This window comes from Streptomyces sp. PCS3-D2, assembly GCF_000612545.2.
GTDB lineage: Bacteria > Actinomycetota > Actinomycetes > Streptomycetales > Streptomycetaceae > Streptomyces.
Genome location: NZ_CP097800.1, coordinates 4,360,080 through 4,378,345 on the forward strand (window position 1 = coordinate 4,360,080; position 18,266 = coordinate 4,378,345).

Genomic DNA, 18,266 nt, shown 5'->3' on the forward strand with positions numbered 1-18,266 from the left:
CGCCGCTCAGCCGGTGGCGGTGACGCCGCCCAGGAAGGCGGTCCAGACGCCGGGGGTGACGGCCAGCTCGGGGCCGGCCGTCACCTTGGAGTCCCGGACGTGCACGGCGTCGGGGCAGGCGGCGACCTCGACGCAGTTGTCGCCGTCGCCGCTGCTGTACGTGGACTTGTGCCAGGAGAGGGCGACCTCGACGCAGCTGTCGCCCTGACTTCCGCTGTAGCTGCTCTTGAACCATCGCAAGTCGGAGCTGTTCACAGGGATCCTCGCATTCGCATCAACAGGCCAGCGCTGTCCGCCGGATTGAGGGCCTGGATGCGAAGTTTGGCATACCGCTGGTGGAGGAGGCTGACGTCCTTCGGGTCGGAGATGACCTGGCCCGTCTGCTGTCCTTCGGTGTAGCCCAGCCACTCGTGTTCATCGGTTTCCAGGAGTTGGAAGGGGCCGTCGGTGCCCGCGTGCACCGGCTGGACCAGCGGCATGACCTGGACGTCCACGTTGGGCAGCTCCCCGCACTCCAGGAGCCGGTCGACCAGCTCCCGCGTGACCTGCGGCCCGCCCGTCCGCCGCTCGATCAGCGCCTGCTCGATGACGAAGCTGAAGAGGGCGTAGGGGGTGCGGTGCAGCAGCTTCTGGCGTTCCAGCCGCACCGCGACACGGGCCTCCGCCTCCTCCGGGGTGGCCAGCGGCGGGACGTTGTCGATGAGGGCACGGGCGTACGACTCCGGCTGGAGGAGCCCCGGCACGGACCGGCACTCGTAGGTGTTGAGGATGACGGCGCCCTCCTCCAGCTCCGCCCACCGCCGGAACCACGTCGCCAGGCCGCGCCGCCGCGTCAGCTGCTTCGCGGCGATGTCGATGACGCCGAAGGTGTCCAGGACCGCCTCGGTCTTGGACACGAACTTCTGCGACGGGTGGCGGCGGCCCTGCTCCACCGAGCCGACGTACTGCACCGAGTACCCGATCAGCGGGGCCAGTTGCTCCTGGGTCAGGCCGGCGCGTTTGCGGGAGGCCTTGACCGTCTCGCCGAAGCTGCGCAGGTTGTCGTCCGGCTCGACCTCGCCGTCACCGCTGCCGTCGGCACTCACCATGGCGGTCACCTCCCCGATCCCCGACAGGCAGATTCACGCACGGTGACCGCGCCTGTCCAGGGAGTGGACTCGTACAGTTGGTTTGTACGAGCCCGAGTGGTGTTGAACGAGCCTGGTCGGGCGGGATGTTGGCGCCATGACCGCACCCTCCGGCCGCGCCCGGACCCTCGTACGCGTGTTCACTCAGCGTTTCACCAGTACCCGCCGCGGGGCCCGGCTGGCCCGACAGCTGGCCCTCGTCGAGCTTCATGCCTGGGGCTTCCCCGAATCCACCGCGTTCTCCGCCGACGCCGGGCTCCTCGTGGCCGAGCTCGCCGCCAACGCCGTCCGGCACGGGCGGGTCCCGGGGCGGGACTTCGAGCTGAAGCTGACGCTCCTGGAGGAACTCCTGCGCATCGAGGTCTCCGACGCCCGCCGCGACCGCCGCCCGGTGCTGCGGCCGCACGCCTACGAGGCGGAGGCCGGCTACGGCCTGCGCCTCGTGGACGCCGTCGCCGCCGACTGGGGCGTCACGGACCGCGTCATCGGCAAGACGGTCTGGGCCGAGCTGCCGCGCCGCCGCCCCCCTGCGGGGTCCGTGTAGGGGGCCGGTAAGCTCCGGCTGCCCGTCGTGTGAGGGACACAGGACGAGGGTCTGCTGAGCTGGGGGCTCCATGAGATTGCTGCCTATGGGCAGAAGAGTGCGCGAAAGACCGGGGAGGGGCAGGGCCGCGGTCGCGTCCGGGGCCCTGCTGCTCTCCGTACTGGCATCGTTCACCGGCCAGACAAGCGCCGCCGCGGCGACGCAGCCGCCCGCCGCCACGGCCGCCACCGCCTCACCGCAGTCCGGCGCGTCCGTCGAGTCCGTCGCCACCGCCCCCGAGGCGGGCCCCACGGCCACCGCGCCGAAGAAGGATCCGGCGGCCGAGCGCGAGACCGTCCTGAGCTCGCTCCAGCAGAGCGGCCAGGCCGCCGGCGCCTGCCCGACGGCCCTGCAGCCGAGCACGATCGTCAACTGTGCGGTCGAGGCCAACACGACGGCGTCCTTCTCCTTCGCGGTGCCCGCACCGGACGTGGTCGTCCTGCAGCTCGCCACCTCGCCCGGCATCATCCGGCCCAAGCTGGTGTCGCCCACGGGCGCCACCGTGACCTGCGAGCACGTACGCGGCCCCGGGGACTACGCCTTCGGGGCGGTCCGCTGCCCCGCCGCCCAGGCGGGCACCTACACGATGAAGGTCGTGAACGGCACGGGTTCGCAGACCTCGATCTGGACCTCGTACCTGCCGCTGGCCTCGTCCACGACCTGCACCACCGTCGCTCCCGCCGACCGCAGGCTCGGCGCGCCCAAGGTGTTCCAGGGCTCGCTGCCGGCCGGTTCGGCGGGTGACTGCTACGCGCTGGACCTGGCCGCGAACGACGTACTGCGCAGCTACTCCTCCTCGAAGGAGGTCCACCACAGCGTCTACGACGCGACCGGCAAGCAGATCTGCGCCACTGCCTACGACTGGCTGAACACCGAGAGCGTCGCGCTCGACTGCAAGCTCACCGGAACCGCGCCGTTCCGGATGATGACCGTCCGCTCGGACGGCGCGAGCCAGCCGTCCTACGACCTGACCCTGGCCCGCCTCTCCCGGCCCGAGGGCTGCGCGCTCGTGGAGCCGCAGGCGTTCGGGGTCTCCCCGGACCTGACCGGCACCGCACGCTGCCGGACCCTTCGGGTCGCCCAGCCCGCCTGGCACTCCTTCGGCCCCGTCGCCTCCGGTCCGGCCCCTGCCGGAACGCTGTACGACGCGGCCGGCGCCGCGATACCCGGAGTCTGCCAGTACGGCGCGTGCGACCTGCCCGCCGGGGACCACACGTGGGCGGCCACCCCCCGGGCCGAGGCCCCCACCGCCTTCGGCATGGCCTTCCACTCCGCCAAGGAGACCCGGGGCTGCACCGCCACCCACGACAACGGTCTCGTCGCCGGGGCGGCGACCGGCACCTTCGGCGGCCCCGGGCAGAAGCTGTGCCTGAGCCTGCCGACGGCCTCGGGCAAGGGCGTGTACCTGCTGGACCGGACGCCCGCCGGCGGGAAGACCGTCAGCGCGGTGGTGTACGACGCGGCCGGCCTCAAGCAGTGCGAGTACTCCGGCTACTACCCCGTCTGCAAGCTGACCGGTACCGCGCCCTTCCGGGCCGTCCTGACCGGCACTCCGGCACAGGCCTTCGGCCTGGCGGTCCACCGGACCGGTGAACCCGCGGGATGCGCGTCCTGGCCGCGCACCGGCTTCGACGGATCGGCCGGAGCGGAGGTCTCGCTGACCGCCGACAGCCGGCAGTCCTGCCTGAGCCTGCCCGCCGACCAGCACTCGCCCGCCGAGGTGCTGGCCTACTCCCAGCCCGTCGGCGGGGAGGGAGCGACCTTCTACGTCGCGGACCCCGCGGGCAACGTCGCGTGCCTCGGCGGCGCCGTCCTGCCGTGCCCCCTGACCGCCGGCACCCCGTACACCGTGATGCTGGTCGGCGGGGTCAGCACCTACAAGCTGGCACGGCGTGACGTCTCGGCGGCGGCGAACTGCACCGCCCCGGTCTCGACGAAGGTCGGCGGCCAGGCCGTGTCCTTCGACCTGACCTCGCCGCTCGACGCGCGCTGCGTGCGGATCACCGGCGCCACCACCGACAAGTTCTGGCTGAGCGCCCGGACGGCCGGCGTCAGGGACGACCCCTCGGCGACGCTGCAGGTGGTCGACTCCGGCGGCAGGTTCCTGTGCCGGCAGTACGCCGTCGCCTGCCGGGTCACCGGATCCACGTCGTACGTCGCGATCGTCCACACCCAGAACCACGCGGGCAAGCCGGTCCACGCCGACGTGGACACCTGGAAGGTCGGCACGTCCGCGGGCTGGGTGCCCGAGTGCACCGCGAACCGGATCTCGGCGGACGGCTTCCCCGAGCGCAGCGGAGTGCTGACGCAGGCCTCGACCGCCTACTGCGCGGTCGTCGACATGAAGCCCTCGCAGAGTTTCGGCGTGACCGGACACAGCATGTCCAACGACCTCGCCAGCCCCGCCACCCCCGAACTGAGCCTGCTCGGCGCCCAGGGATGGGAAGGCTCCGGTACCTCGTCCGGGTACCGGTGCGAGGGCGGGTTCAGCACCCGGTGCTCGGTCGAGAGCGGTGCGAAGGCGGGCCAGGCCGTACTGATGTTGAGCGCGGCCAGGACCGTCCTGCCGGTCGAGTTCACCATGCGGGGATCCTGCATCACGGTGTGCAGCGGGCCGCAGCAGCCGGCCCCGTGGGTGACCTCCATCAGCCCGGCGACCGGGCCCGCCGGGACGTGGAACCAGGCGGTCCTCCACGGAGTGGACCTCACCCTCACCTCCGACCTCATGCTGATGCCCGGCGGCTCGAAGTACGAGGTCGGTCCCTCCCTCAAGCCGCTCTCCGTCAGCCCGGACGGGACCTCGATGAAGGTGCTGGTCGACACGACCGGCCTGCAGCCCGGCCTGTACGACGTGGGCCTCTACATCGGGCACCGGATCACCAAGGCGTACACGGTGACGGCCCCGACGACCGCCACCGAGAGCCGGTTCGTGCCGCACGGCCCCGCGCGGTTCCTGGACACCCGTGACGGTACGGGTGCGAAGAAGGAGCGGGTCGGTCCGGGCGGGGTGGTCACCCTTCAGGTGGCCGGTGTGAAGGGCATCCCGGCGACGGGCGTGACGGCGGTCGTGATGAACGTGACCGCGGTCCAGCCGACCGAGGCGGGACACGTGATGGTCTACCCGAACGGGCAGCCCAGGCCCTCGGTGTCGAACCTCAACTTCTCGCCGGGGCAGATCGTGCCGAACCTGGTGACGGTGCCCGTGCTGAACGGCAAGGTCGACCTGCGCAACAACGCGGGGTCGGTGGACCTGATCGCCGACGTCACCGGCTACTACACCGACAAGGCCGGGGCGGGCTCCGCACTGAACCCGGTCACGCCGTCGCGCTTCCTGGACACCCGTGACGGCACGGGTGCGAAGAAGGAGCGGGTCGGTCCCGGAGGGGTGGTCACCCTTCAGGTGGCCGGTGTGAAGGGTGTTCCCGCGAACGGGGTCACGGCCGTCGTCATGAACGTGACCGCCGTCCACCCGACCGAGGCCGGACACGTCACCGTTTACCCGAACGGCCAGGCCGCACCGGGTGTGTCGAACCTCAACTTCACGCCCGGACAGATCGTCCCCAACCTGGTGACGGTGCCGGTCGTGAACGGCAAGGTCGACCTGCGCAACAACGCGGGGTCGGTGGACCTGATCGCCGACGTCACCGGCTACTACGCGGCCGAGGGGTCGACCTTCTCGGCCGGGGCGCCGATCCGGCTCCTGGACACCCGTGACGGGACCGGCGCCCGCGCCGGAGCCGTCCGCGGGGGCAGCATCGTCAGCCTGCAGGTCGCCGGGGTCGAGGGCGTGCCGCTCACCGGAGTGACGGCGGTGGTCCTGAACGTCACCGTCACCAACCCGTCCCAGGACGGCCACCTCATCGTGCACCCGCACGGCGCCGGGCGGCCGAACGTGTCGAATCTCAACTTCACGGCCGGGCAGACCGTTTCCAACCTGGTGGTCGTGCCCGTCGTGGACGGGCGGGTGACGTTCTTCAACAACTCCGGCTCCACCGACGTGATCGCCGACCTGAACGGCTACTTCACGTCCTGAGGATCCGGCAGCGCTGAACCGGGGCCCGTCCGATCGCACGATCGGGCGGGCCCCGCTGCTGTCCGCGGGAACCGGGCGGGGCGGGGAGGGGAGGCCAGACCCATTAGAGGTACTGGGCGAACCCGTCCAGGGCGCGCAGGGTCTCCGGCTCGGGGGCCGAGGGGAGCTGGAGGACGACCTCCTCGATGCCGAGGTCGGCGTAGTGGGCGAGCTTGCCCGCACTGGGGTGGACGGCGTACGGGACCACCTGGAGGGACTTCGGGTCACGGCCGGCGGTCTCCCACACCTGGCGCAGCACCGGCAGGGACTCGGTCAGGCCGCCGCCGCCGATCGGCAGCCAGCCGTCGGCGTGGTCGGCGATCGCGGCGAAGAGCTTCGGGCCGGCCGCTCCGCCGATCAGGGTGCGGGGCCCGTGCAGGGCCGAGCCGGGGCCCAGTTCGCGCGGGGCCTGGACCGGCTTCGGGTGGGCGCTGCTGGCCCGGACGGAGCAGTACTGGCCCACGTACGCGGTCGGCTCGGGCGCCCACAGGGCGCGCATCAGGGCCATCCGGTCGCGGACCAGGTCGCGGCGGGTGCGCCACTCGACGCCGTGGTCGGCGGCCTCCTCGACGTTCCAGCCGTAGCCGATGCCCAGGGTGAAACGGCCGCCGGAGAGGTGGTCGAGGGTCGCGACCTGTTTCGCCAGGCCGATGCCGTCGTGCTGTGCCACCAGGGTGATGCCGGTGCCCAGGTGCAGCCGCTGGGTGACCGCGGCGGCCTGGCCGAGGGCGATGAAGGGGTCGAGGGTGCGCCCGTACATCTCGGGGAGTTCGCCGCCCATCGGGGCGGGGGTCTCGCGGGAGACCGGGATGTGGGTGTGCTCGGGGAGGTAGAGGCCCGAGAAGCCGCGTTCCTCCAGGCTGCGGGCGAGACGGGCGGGGGAGACGGTGCGGTCGGTGAGGAAGACGGTCGTGGCGATCCGCATGGGTGCTGGCACCTCCGGCAGCCGGGACGTGGGAACGCCACGGTACGGGCTGCCGACCCGCTTGTTGAGGGTGCGTCAGGTCGCGAAGGCCCGTGTCAGCCGCGGACGGCCCGTGTCAGCCGCGGGGGTAGCGGGCCAGCCAGCCGGGGGAGGAGGCGGAGGGGCCGTGGAGGGCCGGGCCCTGGGTCATCTCCAGGGCGAAGTCGTCACACAGCTCCAGGAGGGTGGCACGGCCCTCCAGCTCCGCGAGCCAGGCGGGAGGCAGGGCGGTCTCTCCGTGGAGCGCGCCGAGCAGCGCCCCGCACAGGGTGCCGGAGGCGACGGAGTCGCCGCCGTGGTTGACGGCGAGGCGCAGGCCGTGGGCGACGTCCTCGGCGACCAGGGCGCAGTAGACGGCGACGGCGAGGGCGTCCGCGGCGTCGGGTACGGCGTCGGGCGCGGCCGTGCCGGGGGACAGCGCTTCGACGGCGTCGGGGCCGGGCGCGCCCTGGGTGACGGCCGCCGTGGCGCGTTGGAGGGCGTCGGTGACGGGCTGATGTCCGGGGCGGGCTCCCAACAGGCCCAGGGTGCGCTGGATGGCGGCGTCGAGGGAGTCGCCGCGGATGAGGCCGTGGACGAGGACGGCGAGGGCGCCCGCGGCGAGGTGGGCGGTGGGATGGCCGTGGCTCTGGGCGGCGCACTCGACGGCGAGCTGGAGGACGAGGCCGGGCTCCCAGCCGACCAGCAGCCCGAAGGGGGCCGAGCGGACGGCGGCGGCCGGGCCGCGGGCGGCCGGGTTCTTGGGCTGGTCGAAGGGGGCGAGGACGTCGTCTCCGAAGCCGGTCAGGCAGTCGCGGTCGGGGTCGCGGCGGGCGTAGAGCCACTCCTCCTGCGCGAGCCAGCCGTTGTCCTCGCGGCGCTCGTCGGGGCCCCAGTCGTGCTGGGTCGCCGCCCAGCGGCGGTACGCGCGGTGCACGTCGGTGGGCGGGTGCCAGGTGCCGGTGTCCCGGCGGACGTGGGCCCGGATCAGGCCGTCCACGGTGAAGAGGGTGAGCTGGGTGGCGGCGGTCACCCGGCCGCGCCGGCCGTGGGCGACGGCGGGAGCGGTCAGGCCGTCCGGTCCGTGGGCGGTGCGGACGGCGTCGAGGGACAGGCCTGCGAGGGGCGCGCCGAAGGCATCGCCGAGGGCCGCGCCGAGGAGGGTGCCGCGGATGCGGCTGCGGAAGTCCTGCTGCTCGATCCGCCCCCAGAGCCCGGTGGCGATCCCCCGCCCGAGCGTCCGCTCGGCCCCTCCCACGCCGCCCCGTGCCAGGCCGCTGGCCGGGGCGGTGGCCGGGTCGGCGGTGCCGTGCGGGACGGCGTGGGAGGGGCTGCCCGCGGGATCCGGGGCGGGCTTCTCCGCGTCCGGGCCAGGGGTGTTCGTACCGCCCGACGGGGTGTCCGGGCCGGGGAGGGGGGTGCCGGTCGGTGGCGCCTGGTGGGCGTTCTGCCGCCGCTCGCCGTCCGTACCGACCACGTCGTCCACCCCCGGCACCGCGCCCCCCGCTGACCTGTAATCGCCGCCCCTGCGAAATCCGCACTGTAGTGGACAGGTTCGATCGAAACCGGAAGTGGTACGCCAAGAGGTCCATAAGTGAGCAGAGATCGGCCGGAACGCGAACAGTTCCAGCCGCCGAACGATCAGTGGCACGTTTTGCCACTTGCCTTCGGTGCGGCCGGTTCCGGCCACGCCGCGTTCATCCGACGTTCTCCACGGCCGCCGAGCCTCGACGCCATGAAGAAGGCTCTCCTCGCCGCGACCGTCGTCGCGTCCGCGCTCACCGCGGCCCTGATCACCGCCCCCGCCGCCCACGCCGGCAACCGCTCGGCCATCCCCTTCACCGAGGCCACCGTCACCGCCGGAGCCGACGGCTCCTTCACGCTGGACTGGAAGGCCCCGGGCACCAGGCGGGTCGAGATCAAGGCGAACGGCAAGGTCGTCGCCAGGGGCGGCGCCCAGGGCCGGGCCGTGGTCACGGGCCTGCCCGCCGCCGACCGCCAGTGGTTCGACTTCACACCGCAGCACGGCCACGGCCTGCGCCTCGCCGACCGCCTGATCCAGCTCGACGGCACCGCCAACTTCCGTGACGCCGGCGGCTACCGCACCAGCACCGGGCAGTGGGTGAAGATGGGCGAGGTCTACCGCTCCGACGCCCTCGGCGGGCTCACCGCGAACGACCTCGCCAAGCTCCGGCGCCTGCACATCAGGACCGTCTTCGACCTGCGCACGCAGGACGAGCGCAGCAAGGACGCCGACAAGGTCCCCGCGAGCGCCTCCTACGTCGTCGCCGACGTCTTCGCGGGCTCCGACTCCTTCCGGACCATGCCCCGCACTCCCGACGAGGCCGTCCGGGCCATGGTCGACGCCGAACGGGCGATGGTGTCCGGCGAGGGCGGCACGAAGGCGTACACGCGCGTCTTCGAAGGCATCGAGCACGATCGCGCCCGCGCCCGCTCCGTCCTCTTCCACTGCACCGCCGGTAAGGACCGCACCGGCTGGGCGGGCGCCGCCCTGCTGACCGCCCTCGGTGTGCCCCGCCAGACCGTCGAGGCCGACTACCTGGCCAGCAACGACTACCGCAAAGCCGCCAACGAGGCGATCCTCTCGCACCTGCCCGCCGAGCAGGCCGCCGTCTACAAGCCGCTGCTGGACGTGCGGCCCGAGTACCTGAACGCCGGCTACGACGAGGTCGAGGCCGCCTACGGCTCCTTCGACCGCTACCTCAAGGACGGACTCGGCATCGACGCCCGCGAGCTGAAGCAGCTCCGCAAGGACCTGCTCGTCGGCTGACCGTCCGGCGGGGAGGAGAGCCCGCTTCTGCCGAACCCCCTCCCCGCCCTGCCCCGCTCAGTCCAGTACGGGCAGCAGCTCCGGCAGGTGCCCGTCCGACGCGAGGGCCGCCCGCTGCCGCTCCTCGGGCACCTCCCCGTACAGCGTCGTACGGGGCTTCGCGGGACGGCCCGCCGCCGCCGCGACCGCCACCAGGTCCTTGACCGACTTGTACGAGCCGTAACCCGACCCGGCCATGCGGGAGATGGTCTCCTCCATCAGCGTCCCGCCCAGGTCGTTCGCCCCGGAGCGGAGCATCTCGGCCGCGCCCTCCGCCCCCAGCTTCACCCAGCTCGTCTGAATGTTGGGGATGTGCGGGTGCAGCAGGAGCCTGGCCATCGCCGTCACCGCGCGGTTGTCGCGGACGGTGGGACCGGGCCGGGAGATGCCCGCCAGGTACACGGGGGCGTTGGTGTGGATGAACGGGAGCGTCACGAACTCCGTGAAACCGCCGGTCTCCTGCTGGATCCGGGCCAGCGTGCGGAAGTGGCCGAGCCAGTGCCGGGGCTGGTCCACATGCCCGTACATCATCGTCGACGAGGAGCGGATCCCCAGCTCGTGCGCGGTGGTGACGACGTCGATCCAGTCCGCCGCCGGCAGCTTGCCCTTGGTCAGGACCCAGCGCACCTCGTCGTCCAGGATCTCCGCCGCCGTCCCCGGGATCGAGTCCAGCCCGGCCTCCTTGGCCGCCGTCAGCCAGTCCCGTACGGACATGCCCGTGCGGGTCGCGCCGTTGACGACCTCCATCGGGGAGAAGGCGTGCACGTGCATGCCCGGCACCCGCTGCCGGACGGCCCGCGCGATGTCGAAGTACGCCGTCCCCGGCAGGTCGGGGTGGATGCCGCCCTGCATGCACACCTCGACCGCGCCGACGTCCCAGGCCTGGGCGGCCCGGTCGGCGACCTGGTCGAGGGAGAGGGTGTAGGCGTCGGCGTCGGTGCGGCGCTGCGCGAAGGCGCAGAAACGGCAGCCGGTGTAGCAGACGTTGGTGAAGTTGATGTTCCGCGTGACGATGTAGGTGACGTCGTCGCCCACGACCGCCCGGCGCAGGTCGTCGGCGATCCGGCACAGTGCGTCGAGCGCGGGACCGTCCGCGTGCAACAGCGCCAGCGCCTGGGCGTCGGTCAGCCGTGTCGGGTCGTCGGCGGCCTGCGCCAGGGCGGCGCGTACGTCGGTGTCGATGCGCTCCGCCACCATGCCGGGGGCGGCGGCCTCGCGTAGGGCCTCCCAGTCGCCGTAGACGTGGTCGAAGTCCTCGCGCCGGTCGGCGGTGCGGCCCTCGGTGTCGATGGTGGCGTGCAGGTCCGTACGGCCGGTGCCGGCGCCGTACGCGGCGAAGCCCTCGTCGGGTTCCTGCCACGGCCGCCCCTCGACGACCGCCCGCTCGTCGGCGAGCCCGGTCTCCGCGTCGGCCAGGGCCCGCACGTGCGGCAGCAGGCGCGGGTCCAGCCAGGGCTCGCCGCGCTGGAGGAACTCCGGGTAGACGGTCAGGCGTTCGCGCAGCTGGAAGCCGGCGGCTGCGGTCCGGGCGGTCAGCTCCTCGATGTGCGGCCAGGGGCGCTCGGGGTTGACGTGGTCGGGGGTCAGCGGGGACACGCCGCCCCAGTCGTCGATGCCCGCACCGATGAGCAGGGCGTATTCGGCGTCCACCAGGTTCGGCGGGGCCTGGATGCGGGCGCTGGGGCCCAGGACGTGGCGGGCGACGGCGATCGCGGCGGCCAGCTCCTCCAGCTCCGCGTCCGGCATGCCGCGCATGGCGGTGTCCGGCTTGGCGCGGAAGTTCTGGACGATGACCTCCTGGATGCCGTGGTAGCTGCGCTGGATGCGGCGCAGTGCGAAGAAGGCCTCGGCCCGTTCCGCGTAGGACTCGCCGATGCCGATCAGGACGCCGGTGGTGAAGGGGACGTTGGAGCGGCCCGCGTCCTCCAGCACCCGCAGCCGCACGGCCGGTTCCTTGTCGGGGGAGCCGTGGTGGGGACCGCCGGGCTCGGACCACAGGCGGGTGGCGGTGGTCTCCAGCATCATGCCCATGGACGGGGCGACCGGCTTGAGCCGTTGAAGGTCCGACCACGACATGACGCCGGGATTGAGGTGCGGCAGCAGCCCGGTCTCCTCCAGCACCCGGATCGCCATGGCGCGGACGTAGGCGAGGGTGTCGTCGTAGCCGTGCGCGTCGAGCCACTCGCGGGCCTCGGGCCATCGGTCCTCGGGGCGGTCGCCGAGGGTGAAGAGGGCTTCCTTGCAGCCCATCGCCGCACCCCGGCGGGCGATGTCGAGGACCTCGTCGGGGGAGAGGTACATCCCGTGGCCGCTGCGGCGGAGCTTGCCGGGGACGGTGACGAAGGTGCAGTAGTGGCACGTGTCGCGGCAGAGCCGGGTGAGGGGGATGAACACCTTGCGCGAGTACGTGATGACGCCGGGCCGCCCGGCGGCGGTGAGCCCGGCGTCCCTGACGCGAGCGGCGGAGGCCGAGAGGTCCCGGAGGGCCTCGCCCCGCGCCTGGAGCAGCACGGCCGCTTCGGCCGCGTCGAGCGCGACACCGTCTCGGGCCCGTCGCAGCGCGCGGCGCATCGCGTTTTCGGTCGGAGCGTCACTCGGAGTGGTCATGGGGCGAGCATACGATCCGACGTCCCGGTGGTGGAGAGCGTCATCTCATCAGCTCACCGGCATTGACCAGCAGTGATTGGCCGGTAATCGCCCGAGCGCGGTCGGAGGCGAGGAAGACGGCGGCGTCGGCGACGTCCCCGTCCGTGGCGAGGTCGGGCAATGCCATGCGCGCGGTGAGACGGGCGCGCACCTCGGCCTCGGGCACGCCCTCGGCGTGGGCGGTGAAGGTGACGAAGGCCTGGACGGGAGGGCCCCACATCCAGCCGGGCAGCACGGTGTTGACACGGATGCGGTGCGGGCCGAGCTCGCGGGCCATCGAGTACATGGCGGAGGTCAGGGCCCCCTTGGAGGCGGCGTAGGCGGCCTGCTGCACCTCGTTGGGCGCCGCGACGGCGGACTGCGTCCCGATGATGACCACGGATCCGCCGCCCTCCTTGAGGGCGGGCAGGCAGGCCCGGGTCATGCGCAGGGTGCCCAGCAGGTTGACGTCGATGATCTGCTGCCAGGTCCCGAAGTCGGCATCCTCCAGCCCACCGAAGTACGAGTCCCAGGCGGCGACGTGCACGACGGCGTCGACGCCCCCGAACCGCTCCACGGCCAGGGCGGCGAGGGCCTCGCACTGCGCCTCGTCTCCGATGTCGGTCGGGCGGTGGGCGGTGTGGGCGCCGCCGGGGTCGATTTCGGCGGCGGACTTGGCCAGACGCGCGGGGGTCCGCGCCCCGAGGACGGCGTTTCCGCCGTCCCGCACCACGGCGGCGGCCACCTGATGTCCGAGCCCGGCCCCGACGCCGGAGACGATGACGGTTTTCCCTCGCAGCAGCACGGTGTACCTCCGGGCGGGCGCAGACGTATCTGACGATCCGTCAGGCTAGGGTGCCCGCGCCCCGGTGGGAAGGGGCGCGCACCGCCCGCGGGGTGCGGCGCGCATCGACGGGTGCCACAGCCGGCCGCCCCGCCCCTCCACCCTGCCGGTACGACTCCGACCGGCCCGCCGCCGGGCTTCGGCCGCGTCGACGGGGCCCGGCGTTGGGGGGATGATCGGAAGGGAACGCATTCCGGCGGGGACGACGCGCCGCGCCGGGCCCCGGTCGGAGGACGTGAGGACCATGGCGCTCGCGCACCCTCCGGGCGCGCCCGCACGCGCCCGGCTGTTCGCGCTGCTGGCACTCCTGTGCGCGCTGGGCGCCGGGGTGGCGCTGGTGGCGGTCGGCGGCGGGCTGGTCGTCGTCGTGGTCGGGGCGGCCGGAGCGGCGCTCACCGCCGTGGGCACGTGGTGGGTGGTCGCCCACCGCGGGCCGGTCCGGCTGGCCGGGGGCGTGCTGGCCGTGGCCGCGCCGGTGGCCGTCCTCGTCATCTACGCCCGGGCCGACCTGTGGCCCACGGTGCTGGCCGCCATCGTGCTGTGGGTGGCCGCCGTCGCGTGCGCACGGACGGCGCTGCGCGCGGCGCGGCCACCCGCCGGCATGCGGGCCGTCGCCGCCGAGCGCCCCCGGCACCCGGTCCTGATCATGAACCCGAAGTCCGGCGGCGGGAAGGTCGGCCGCTTCGGCCTCGCCGAGAAGGGCGAGGCGCTCGGCGCCCGGGTGGTGCTACTGGACGGCGACGTCACCACGGACGTCGCCGCCGTCGCCCGCCGGGCGGTCGCCGAGGGGGCGGACCTGCTCGGGGTGGCCGGCGGCGACGGCACCCAGGCCCGGGTGGCCGAGGTGGCGGTCGAGTACGGCCTGCCGTTCCTGGTGATCTCCGCAGGGACCAGGAACCACTTCGCCATGGACCTCGGGCTGGACCGCGAGGACCCGGTGCGGTGCCTGGACGCGCTGGCGGACGGCGAGGAGCTCAGCGTCGACCTGGGTTCCGTGGGCGGCCGCGCCTTCGTGAACACGGCCTCCTTCGGCGTCTACGCGGAGGTCGTCCAGCGCCCCGAGTACCGGGACGCCAAGGCGGACTCGGCCCTGAACGCCCTGCCCGACCTGCTCCGCGGCGACGCCGGCCGCACCCTCGACGCGACGGCCGACGGGAAGACCCGCCTGGAGGCCCAGCAGGCCCTGCTGATCAGCAACAACCCCTACTCGTCGCCCGACCCGACGGCCGTGGGCGCCCGCCGGTCCCGCCTCGACCTCGGCGTGCTCGGGGTCGTGGGGCTCCGGGTGGACAACGCCGCCCAGGCGGCCCACATCGCGCTGCGGGGCGCACGGGGGACGGGCCTGCGCATCCTGACCTCCCGGCAGGTCGTCATCGGCTCGGAGGCGGAGAGCATCCCCGTGGCCGTGGACGGCGAGCCCCTGACCCTGCCCACGCCCGTCACCTGCTCCATCCGGCCGGGTGCCCTGCGCGTACGGGTGCCCAGGGACCGCCCCGGAGCTCCGACGGCCGGTCCGCCCATGGAGTGGCGCGACGTCCTCGCGCTGGCCCTCAACCGGCTGTGGTGAGGCAGCGGGACGCCGACCGGCTGTGGTGAAGAGGACGGGACGGAGTCGCGGCGGACGCGGGGAGTACGCGTGGGCGATCGCCCCGGGATGCCCGGCCTCCGGGGCGGCGTCACAATGGGCCTGAGCCCGGGGAGCGCCTGGTGCGCACGCCGTTGCCGCCGGGCGTGCGCGGAGAGGAGACAGCCGTGGAGGACTTCGACTCCCGGCGGAGCAGCCCCCTTTCACGCCACGAGGCCGCCGGTCGGCAGTCCGCGCCCGCCCGGCCGCCGCGCCACGGCGGCAGTGCCGTCGAACCGGAACCCGGCCCCGGGACGGCGGCCGAGCCCGAGCGGCCGACCACGTCGGCCGGGGCCGTGTCCTAGTGTCCCCGGCCGGCAGCCCGGAACCCCGCCGGGGTCCCGGGCGGGAGCCCTCCCCGGACCAGGCCTCGGGCGAGGCGTCGGAACGGACTTCGGAACAGCCTTCGGAGCGCACCGCGAAGGGTGCTCCGGACGGCGCTCCGGACGGCGCTCCGGAGAAGGTCCGCGGCGACTACACGGGCGCCGTCTACGGCTCGCTGCTCGCCGCCTCCGTCGTCGTCGGCGCAGGGACCCTCGGCCCGTTCCCGCGGCTGCAGCTCGTCGTGCTGCTGCTGGGCACCGGCATCGTCTTCTGGGCCGCGCACGTCTTCGCCCGCCTCTTCGGCGCCCGCTTGGCGGGCCGACTGAGCTGGACCGTCATTCGCAGTACGGCCCGGGAGGAGCGCCCGATCATCGAGGCGGCCGTCCCGCCGGCCGCCGCCGCGGCCATCACGCCGCTGTTCGGCCTGGGGCCGCAGGGCATCGCATGGCTGGCACTCCTGGTCGCCCTCGCCGGTCAAGTCGGCTGGGCGACGGTGGCCGCCCGACGCGCCGGCGCCTCCCGTCGGCTGATGGTGATCGCCGGCGCCGTCAACCTCTTCCTCGGCCTGCTCATCGTGCTCCTCAAGGCCGGGCTCCAGCACTAGAGGTCCGCGGCCGCGGCGTCCCGCCGTACTCCGCCAGTGCCGACCCGAGGCGGCCGAGCCCCTCGGCGATCTCCCGCGGGGTGTGCGTCGTGAAGGACAGCCGCAGCGTGCGAGGGTCCGGGACGCCCGTGTGGAAGGGAGCGCCGGGGACGGATGGCAGCGGGCACGGAAGCTCCTCGGGGAGGCGGGTGCGCGCATCGTAGCGAGAGAAGCGTGTAGGTGGCATGAATAAATCGGGGGGTGGACATCCGTGCTTCCTTTCCGCCGAATCCGGCCGCCCTCTCCCGATCTGACGCTGTGTCAGCTAGACCGTTCCCATGACCACAGCAGAGCAGGACCCGCAGCAGGACACCCGTGCCGACGACTACGCCGCGCTGGCGGCCGTCGGCCCCTACGGGGTCCGCCCCGGCCACGCGCTGATCACCATGGTGGAACCGCACCCGGGCCACGAATACGCGTACAACCGCTGGTACGAGGACGACCACTACTACGCGGGCGCCATGGCCATGCCCTGGATGTACGCGGGCCGCCGCTGGGTGGCCACCCGCGAGCTGCAGGAGCTGCGCTACCCGGAGAAGTCGGCGGTCGCCCGGCCGGTGACCGCCGGCTGCTACCTGTCGACGTACTGGATCACCGCGGGCCGCTACGACGAGCACATGAAGTGGACCGTCGCCATCAACAAGCGCCTGAACCGGGACGGCCGCGTCCACCACAACCGGACCCATGTCTTCACGGCCTTCCAGGACCACGCGGCCACCGTCTACCGCGACGGCGCCGCCGGTCCGCGGGACCACCACGCGCTCGACCACCCGTACACCGGGCTGGTGGTGCAGGTCGTCGACGCCGACGGCCCGCAGGGGCGGGCCGAGCTGTTGGAGTGGCTCCGCTCGCGCGCCCTGCCCGAGCGGCTGCACGGCTCCCCGGCGGCGATGGTGACCGTCTTCCGGCCGACACCGCTGCCAGGGGACCGGATGACGTACGTCCAGCAGGTGGAGGGGGTCGACACGCGCCTCACGCTGCTGTGGTTCCTGGAGGAGGATCCCCGGAGCTGTTGGGACCGCTTCACGGGGCTGGACACGGAGGTCGCGGACGCCGGTCTGGGGCGGGTGGAGCTCGTGGCTCCGTTCATCCCGACGGTGCCGGGGACGGATCGGTACGTCGATCAGCTGCGCTGACGTACGCGGGCATGGCCGAGCCCCCTCGGCCAAGACGGCGGGTCGGTCGAGAGGGCTCAAGTCAGTTCCGGCGGGACGGTCGGGACGCGTCGTGTCCTTCAGACGAGGCGTCCCAGCCGGCCTTCGGTGACGTCGGCGACGAAGGAGGTCCACGAGGCGGGCGCGAAGGTGAGGGACGGGCCGTCCTGCGCCTTCGAGTCGCGTACGGCGATCGCCTCCATGACGGGGGACTTGACCTCGACGCACGCGCCGTTGGCGGAGTAGGAGGACTTGACCCAGTTGTCGGTGGCGCCCTGGCGAATAGCCATGTTTCTCTCCGGTGAGCGAGTAGTTCCAGTGTCTTGTCGGCCATTTCCGGCTGACCTGATCGACGCTACCGGCAGCCCCTGACGGGTGAAGGGGGCATTCACCCGACCGGGTGGCATATTCCATTCAAGCCTTCTGTGGCCGGGGATCGACGGTGTACGGTGCCGACCTTTGCCCGCCCGCCGCCCGCCGCCCGCCGCCCGCCGCCCCCGTTCCGCGGGGCTATTCACCCATGTCGGCATATTCGTTGATGATCTGCGAGATGAACTCCCTCGTCTTGTCGACCCCCAGTGCCTGGGCGCGCAGGTGCTCGTACATCACGCTGTACTTCTGGACGTCGTTGGCCTTCTCCAGGTACAGGTCGCTGGTCACGCCCTCGATGTAGACGACCGTCGAGTCGGACGCGTCCGGGAACTCCAGGATCGCGTACTGGCCGTTCACGCCGGGGTGCGCGCCCAGCTCGAAGGGCATCACCTGCACCGTGACGTGCGGCTGCTCCGACTGCTTTATCAAGTATTCAAGCTGTCGGACCATCAGCGGCACGTCGCCCACGTGGCGGCGGAGCGCGGCTTCGTCGATGACCGCCCACAGGCGCAGCGGCCCGAGTTCCGGGTTGTTGTTCTCCGTCTCGGAGAGCCGTTTCTGCCGGTGCATGCGGACCTGGACGCGTTTCTCCACGTCGGCCGGGGCGGTCTCCGGCCATGCGCCGCGGACCAGGGCCTGCGCGTACTCGGTGGTCTGGAGCAGGCCCGGGATCACCAGGGGCTCGTACGTGCGCAGGCTGGCGGCGTCGGTCTCCAGCCCGATGTACACGCTGTACGGGATGTCGCCGAAGGCGTGCCACCAGCCCTGCTGGCGGGAGTCCTTCGCCATCTGCATGAGGGAGTCGATCAGTCGGCGGTCCTCGACCTCGTACACATCGCACAGGTCGCGGACGTCGCGCTGGCTGATGGAACGGCGGCCGTTCTCCAGCCGGCTGATCTTCGACTGGGAGACGAGGAGGCGCTCGGCGACCTGTTCGGCCGTCATGCCCTTGTCCTCGCGGAGCTTGCGCAGCTCCATGCCCAGTCGGCGGCGTCGGACGGTGGGGTTGACATTGGACGCCACGTGAACGGCGCCTCCGCCTTCTTCTGTCGTGCAGCTGTCTCTCTGCGTGTCTGGTGTTCAGCAGACTGCCACCGAAGCGGGCGGCGCCGCTGGGGAACGGCA

Annotated in this window: 15 protein-coding genes; 7 read left to right on the plus strand and 8 right to left on the minus strand. The window is 72.9% G+C overall.

The features are described 5' to 3' along the window. Positions 1 to 6: 6 nt before the first annotated feature. A complete protein-coding gene (locus AW27_RS19275) occupies positions 7 to 255 on the minus strand; it encodes a DUF397 domain-containing protein (protein ID WP_037924964.1) in 249 nt (82 codons plus the stop codon). Beyond that, entirely contained in the window at positions 252 to 1,088 is an 837-nt protein-coding gene (locus AW27_RS19280; protein ID WP_037925447.1) for a helix-turn-helix domain-containing protein, read from the minus strand. The genes AW27_RS19275 and AW27_RS19280 overlap by 4 nt, the downstream gene beginning before the upstream one ends. Before the next feature lie 136 nt (positions 1,089 to 1,224). Here AW27_RS19280 and AW27_RS19285 point away from each other — a divergent pair, with 136 nt between their 5' ends. Continuing rightward, on the plus strand, positions 1,225 to 1,671 hold the full coding sequence (locus AW27_RS19285) for an ATP-binding protein (RefSeq protein ID WP_037924967.1): 447 nt from the start codon (positions 1,225 to 1,227) through the stop codon (positions 1,669 to 1,671). Between the two features lie 97 nt (positions 1,672 to 1,768). Next, a complete protein-coding gene (locus tag AW27_RS19290; RefSeq protein ID WP_052031092.1) occupies positions 1,769 to 5,743 on the plus strand; it encodes a hypothetical protein in 3,975 nt (1,324 codons plus the stop codon). A gap of 103 nt (positions 5,744 to 5,846) precedes the next feature. Here the strand turns inward: AW27_RS19290 and AW27_RS19295 are convergent, their stop codons facing one another. Further along, a complete protein-coding gene (locus tag AW27_RS19295; RefSeq protein ID WP_037924969.1) occupies positions 5,847 to 6,707 on the minus strand; it encodes a TIGR03619 family F420-dependent LLM class oxidoreductase in 861 nt (286 codons plus the stop codon). 115 nt (positions 6,708 to 6,822) lie between these two features. After that, the gene (locus AW27_RS19300; protein ID WP_037925451.1) at positions 6,823 to 7,950 is read right to left on the minus strand and encodes an ADP-ribosylglycohydrolase family protein; all 1,128 of its coding nucleotides are present in this window, start codon (positions 7,948 to 7,950) and stop codon (positions 6,823 to 6,825) included. Between the two features lie 510 nt (positions 7,951 to 8,460). Here AW27_RS19300 and AW27_RS19305 point away from each other — a divergent pair. Continuing rightward, a complete protein-coding gene (locus tag AW27_RS19305) occupies positions 8,461 to 9,516 on the plus strand; it encodes a tyrosine-protein phosphatase (RefSeq protein ID WP_037924974.1) in 1,056 nt (351 codons plus the stop codon). Between the two features lie 57 nt (positions 9,517 to 9,573). On the opposite strand, the gene AW27_RS19310 is transcribed toward AW27_RS19305, so the two are convergent. Then, entirely contained in the window at positions 9,574 to 12,162 is a 2,589-nt protein-coding gene (locus tag AW27_RS19310) for a bifunctional FO biosynthesis protein CofGH (protein ID WP_078556769.1), read from the minus strand. Between the two features lie 40 nt (positions 12,163 to 12,202). Beyond that, on the minus strand, positions 12,203 to 12,985 hold the full coding sequence (locus tag AW27_RS19315) for an SDR family oxidoreductase (RefSeq protein ID WP_037924978.1): 783 nt from the start codon (positions 12,983 to 12,985) through the stop codon (positions 12,203 to 12,205). A gap of 283 nt (positions 12,986 to 13,268) precedes the next feature. Between AW27_RS19315 and AW27_RS19320 the strand changes: the two genes are divergently transcribed. From AW27_RS19320 to AW27_RS19335, 4 genes are all read left to right on the plus strand, one after another. Then, positions 13,269 to 14,591, plus strand: coding sequence for a diacylglycerol/lipid kinase family protein (locus tag AW27_RS19320; protein WP_037924980.1), 1,323 nt, complete (start codon positions 13,269 to 13,271; stop codon positions 14,589 to 14,591). A gap of 140 nt (positions 14,592 to 14,731) precedes the next feature. After that, positions 14,732 to 14,953 (plus strand): hypothetical protein, encoded by a 222-nt coding sequence (locus tag AW27_RS19325; protein WP_157840292.1) that lies wholly within the window; start codon positions 14,732 to 14,734, stop codon positions 14,951 to 14,953. Beyond that, positions 14,953 to 15,576 carry a hypothetical protein gene (locus AW27_RS19330; protein ID WP_370466505.1) on the plus strand — a complete coding sequence of 208 codons (624 nt, stop codon included), beginning with the start codon at positions 14,953 to 14,955 and terminating at the stop codon, positions 15,574 to 15,576. Before AW27_RS19325 ends, AW27_RS19330 begins: the two co-directional genes overlap by 1 nt. Positions 15,577 to 15,893: 317 nt before the next feature. Then, positions 15,894 to 16,751: a hypothetical protein gene (locus AW27_RS19335; protein WP_037924982.1), complete on the plus strand. Its 858-nt coding sequence runs from the start codon at positions 15,894 to 15,896 to the stop codon at positions 16,749 to 16,751. A 98-nt stretch (positions 16,752 to 16,849) separates the two neighbouring features. Here the strand turns inward: AW27_RS19335 and AW27_RS19340 are convergent, their stop codons facing one another. Beyond that, positions 16,850 to 17,059 carry a DUF397 domain-containing protein gene (locus AW27_RS19340; protein WP_037924984.1) on the minus strand — a complete coding sequence of 70 codons (210 nt, stop codon included), beginning with the start codon at positions 17,057 to 17,059 and terminating at the stop codon, positions 16,850 to 16,852. Positions 17,060 to 17,279: 220 nt separating this feature from the next. Next, positions 17,280 to 18,164 carry a helix-turn-helix domain-containing protein gene (locus tag AW27_RS19345; RefSeq protein ID WP_037924985.1) on the minus strand — a complete coding sequence of 295 codons (885 nt, stop codon included), beginning with the start codon at positions 18,162 to 18,164 and terminating at the stop codon, positions 17,280 to 17,282. Between the last annotated feature and the right edge of the window lie 102 nt (positions 18,165 to 18,266).

Bases quoted from the DNA above. Each gene is read 5' to 3' on its own strand.
- AW27_RS19280 (WP_037925447.1), bottom strand. From the start codon at position 1,088: ATGGTGAGTGCCGACGGCAGCGGTGACGGCGAGGTCGAGCCGGACGAC.
- AW27_RS19285 (WP_037924967.1), top strand. From the start codon at position 1,225: ATGACCGCACCCTCCGGCCGCGCCCGGACCCTCGTACGCGTGTTCACT.
- AW27_RS19295 (WP_037924969.1), bottom strand. From the start codon at position 6,707: ATGCGGATCGCCACGACCGTCTTCCTCACCGACCGCACCGTCTCCCCC.
- AW27_RS19305 (WP_037924974.1), top strand. From the start codon at position 8,461: ATGAAGAAGGCTCTCCTCGCCGCGACCGTCGTCGCGTCCGCGCTCACC.
- AW27_RS19310 (WP_078556769.1), bottom strand. From the start codon at position 12,162: ATGACCACTCCGAGTGACGCTCCGACCGAAAACGCGATGCGCCGCGCG.
- AW27_RS19320 (WP_037924980.1), top strand. From the start codon at position 13,269: ATGGCGCTCGCGCACCCTCCGGGCGCGCCCGCACGCGCCCGGCTGTTC.
- AW27_RS19335 (WP_037924982.1), top strand. From the start codon at position 15,894: ATGACCACAGCAGAGCAGGACCCGCAGCAGGACACCCGTGCCGACGAC.
- AW27_RS19340 (WP_037924984.1), bottom strand. From the start codon at position 17,059: ATGGCTATTCGCCAGGGCGCCACCGACAACTGGGTCAAGTCCTCCTAC.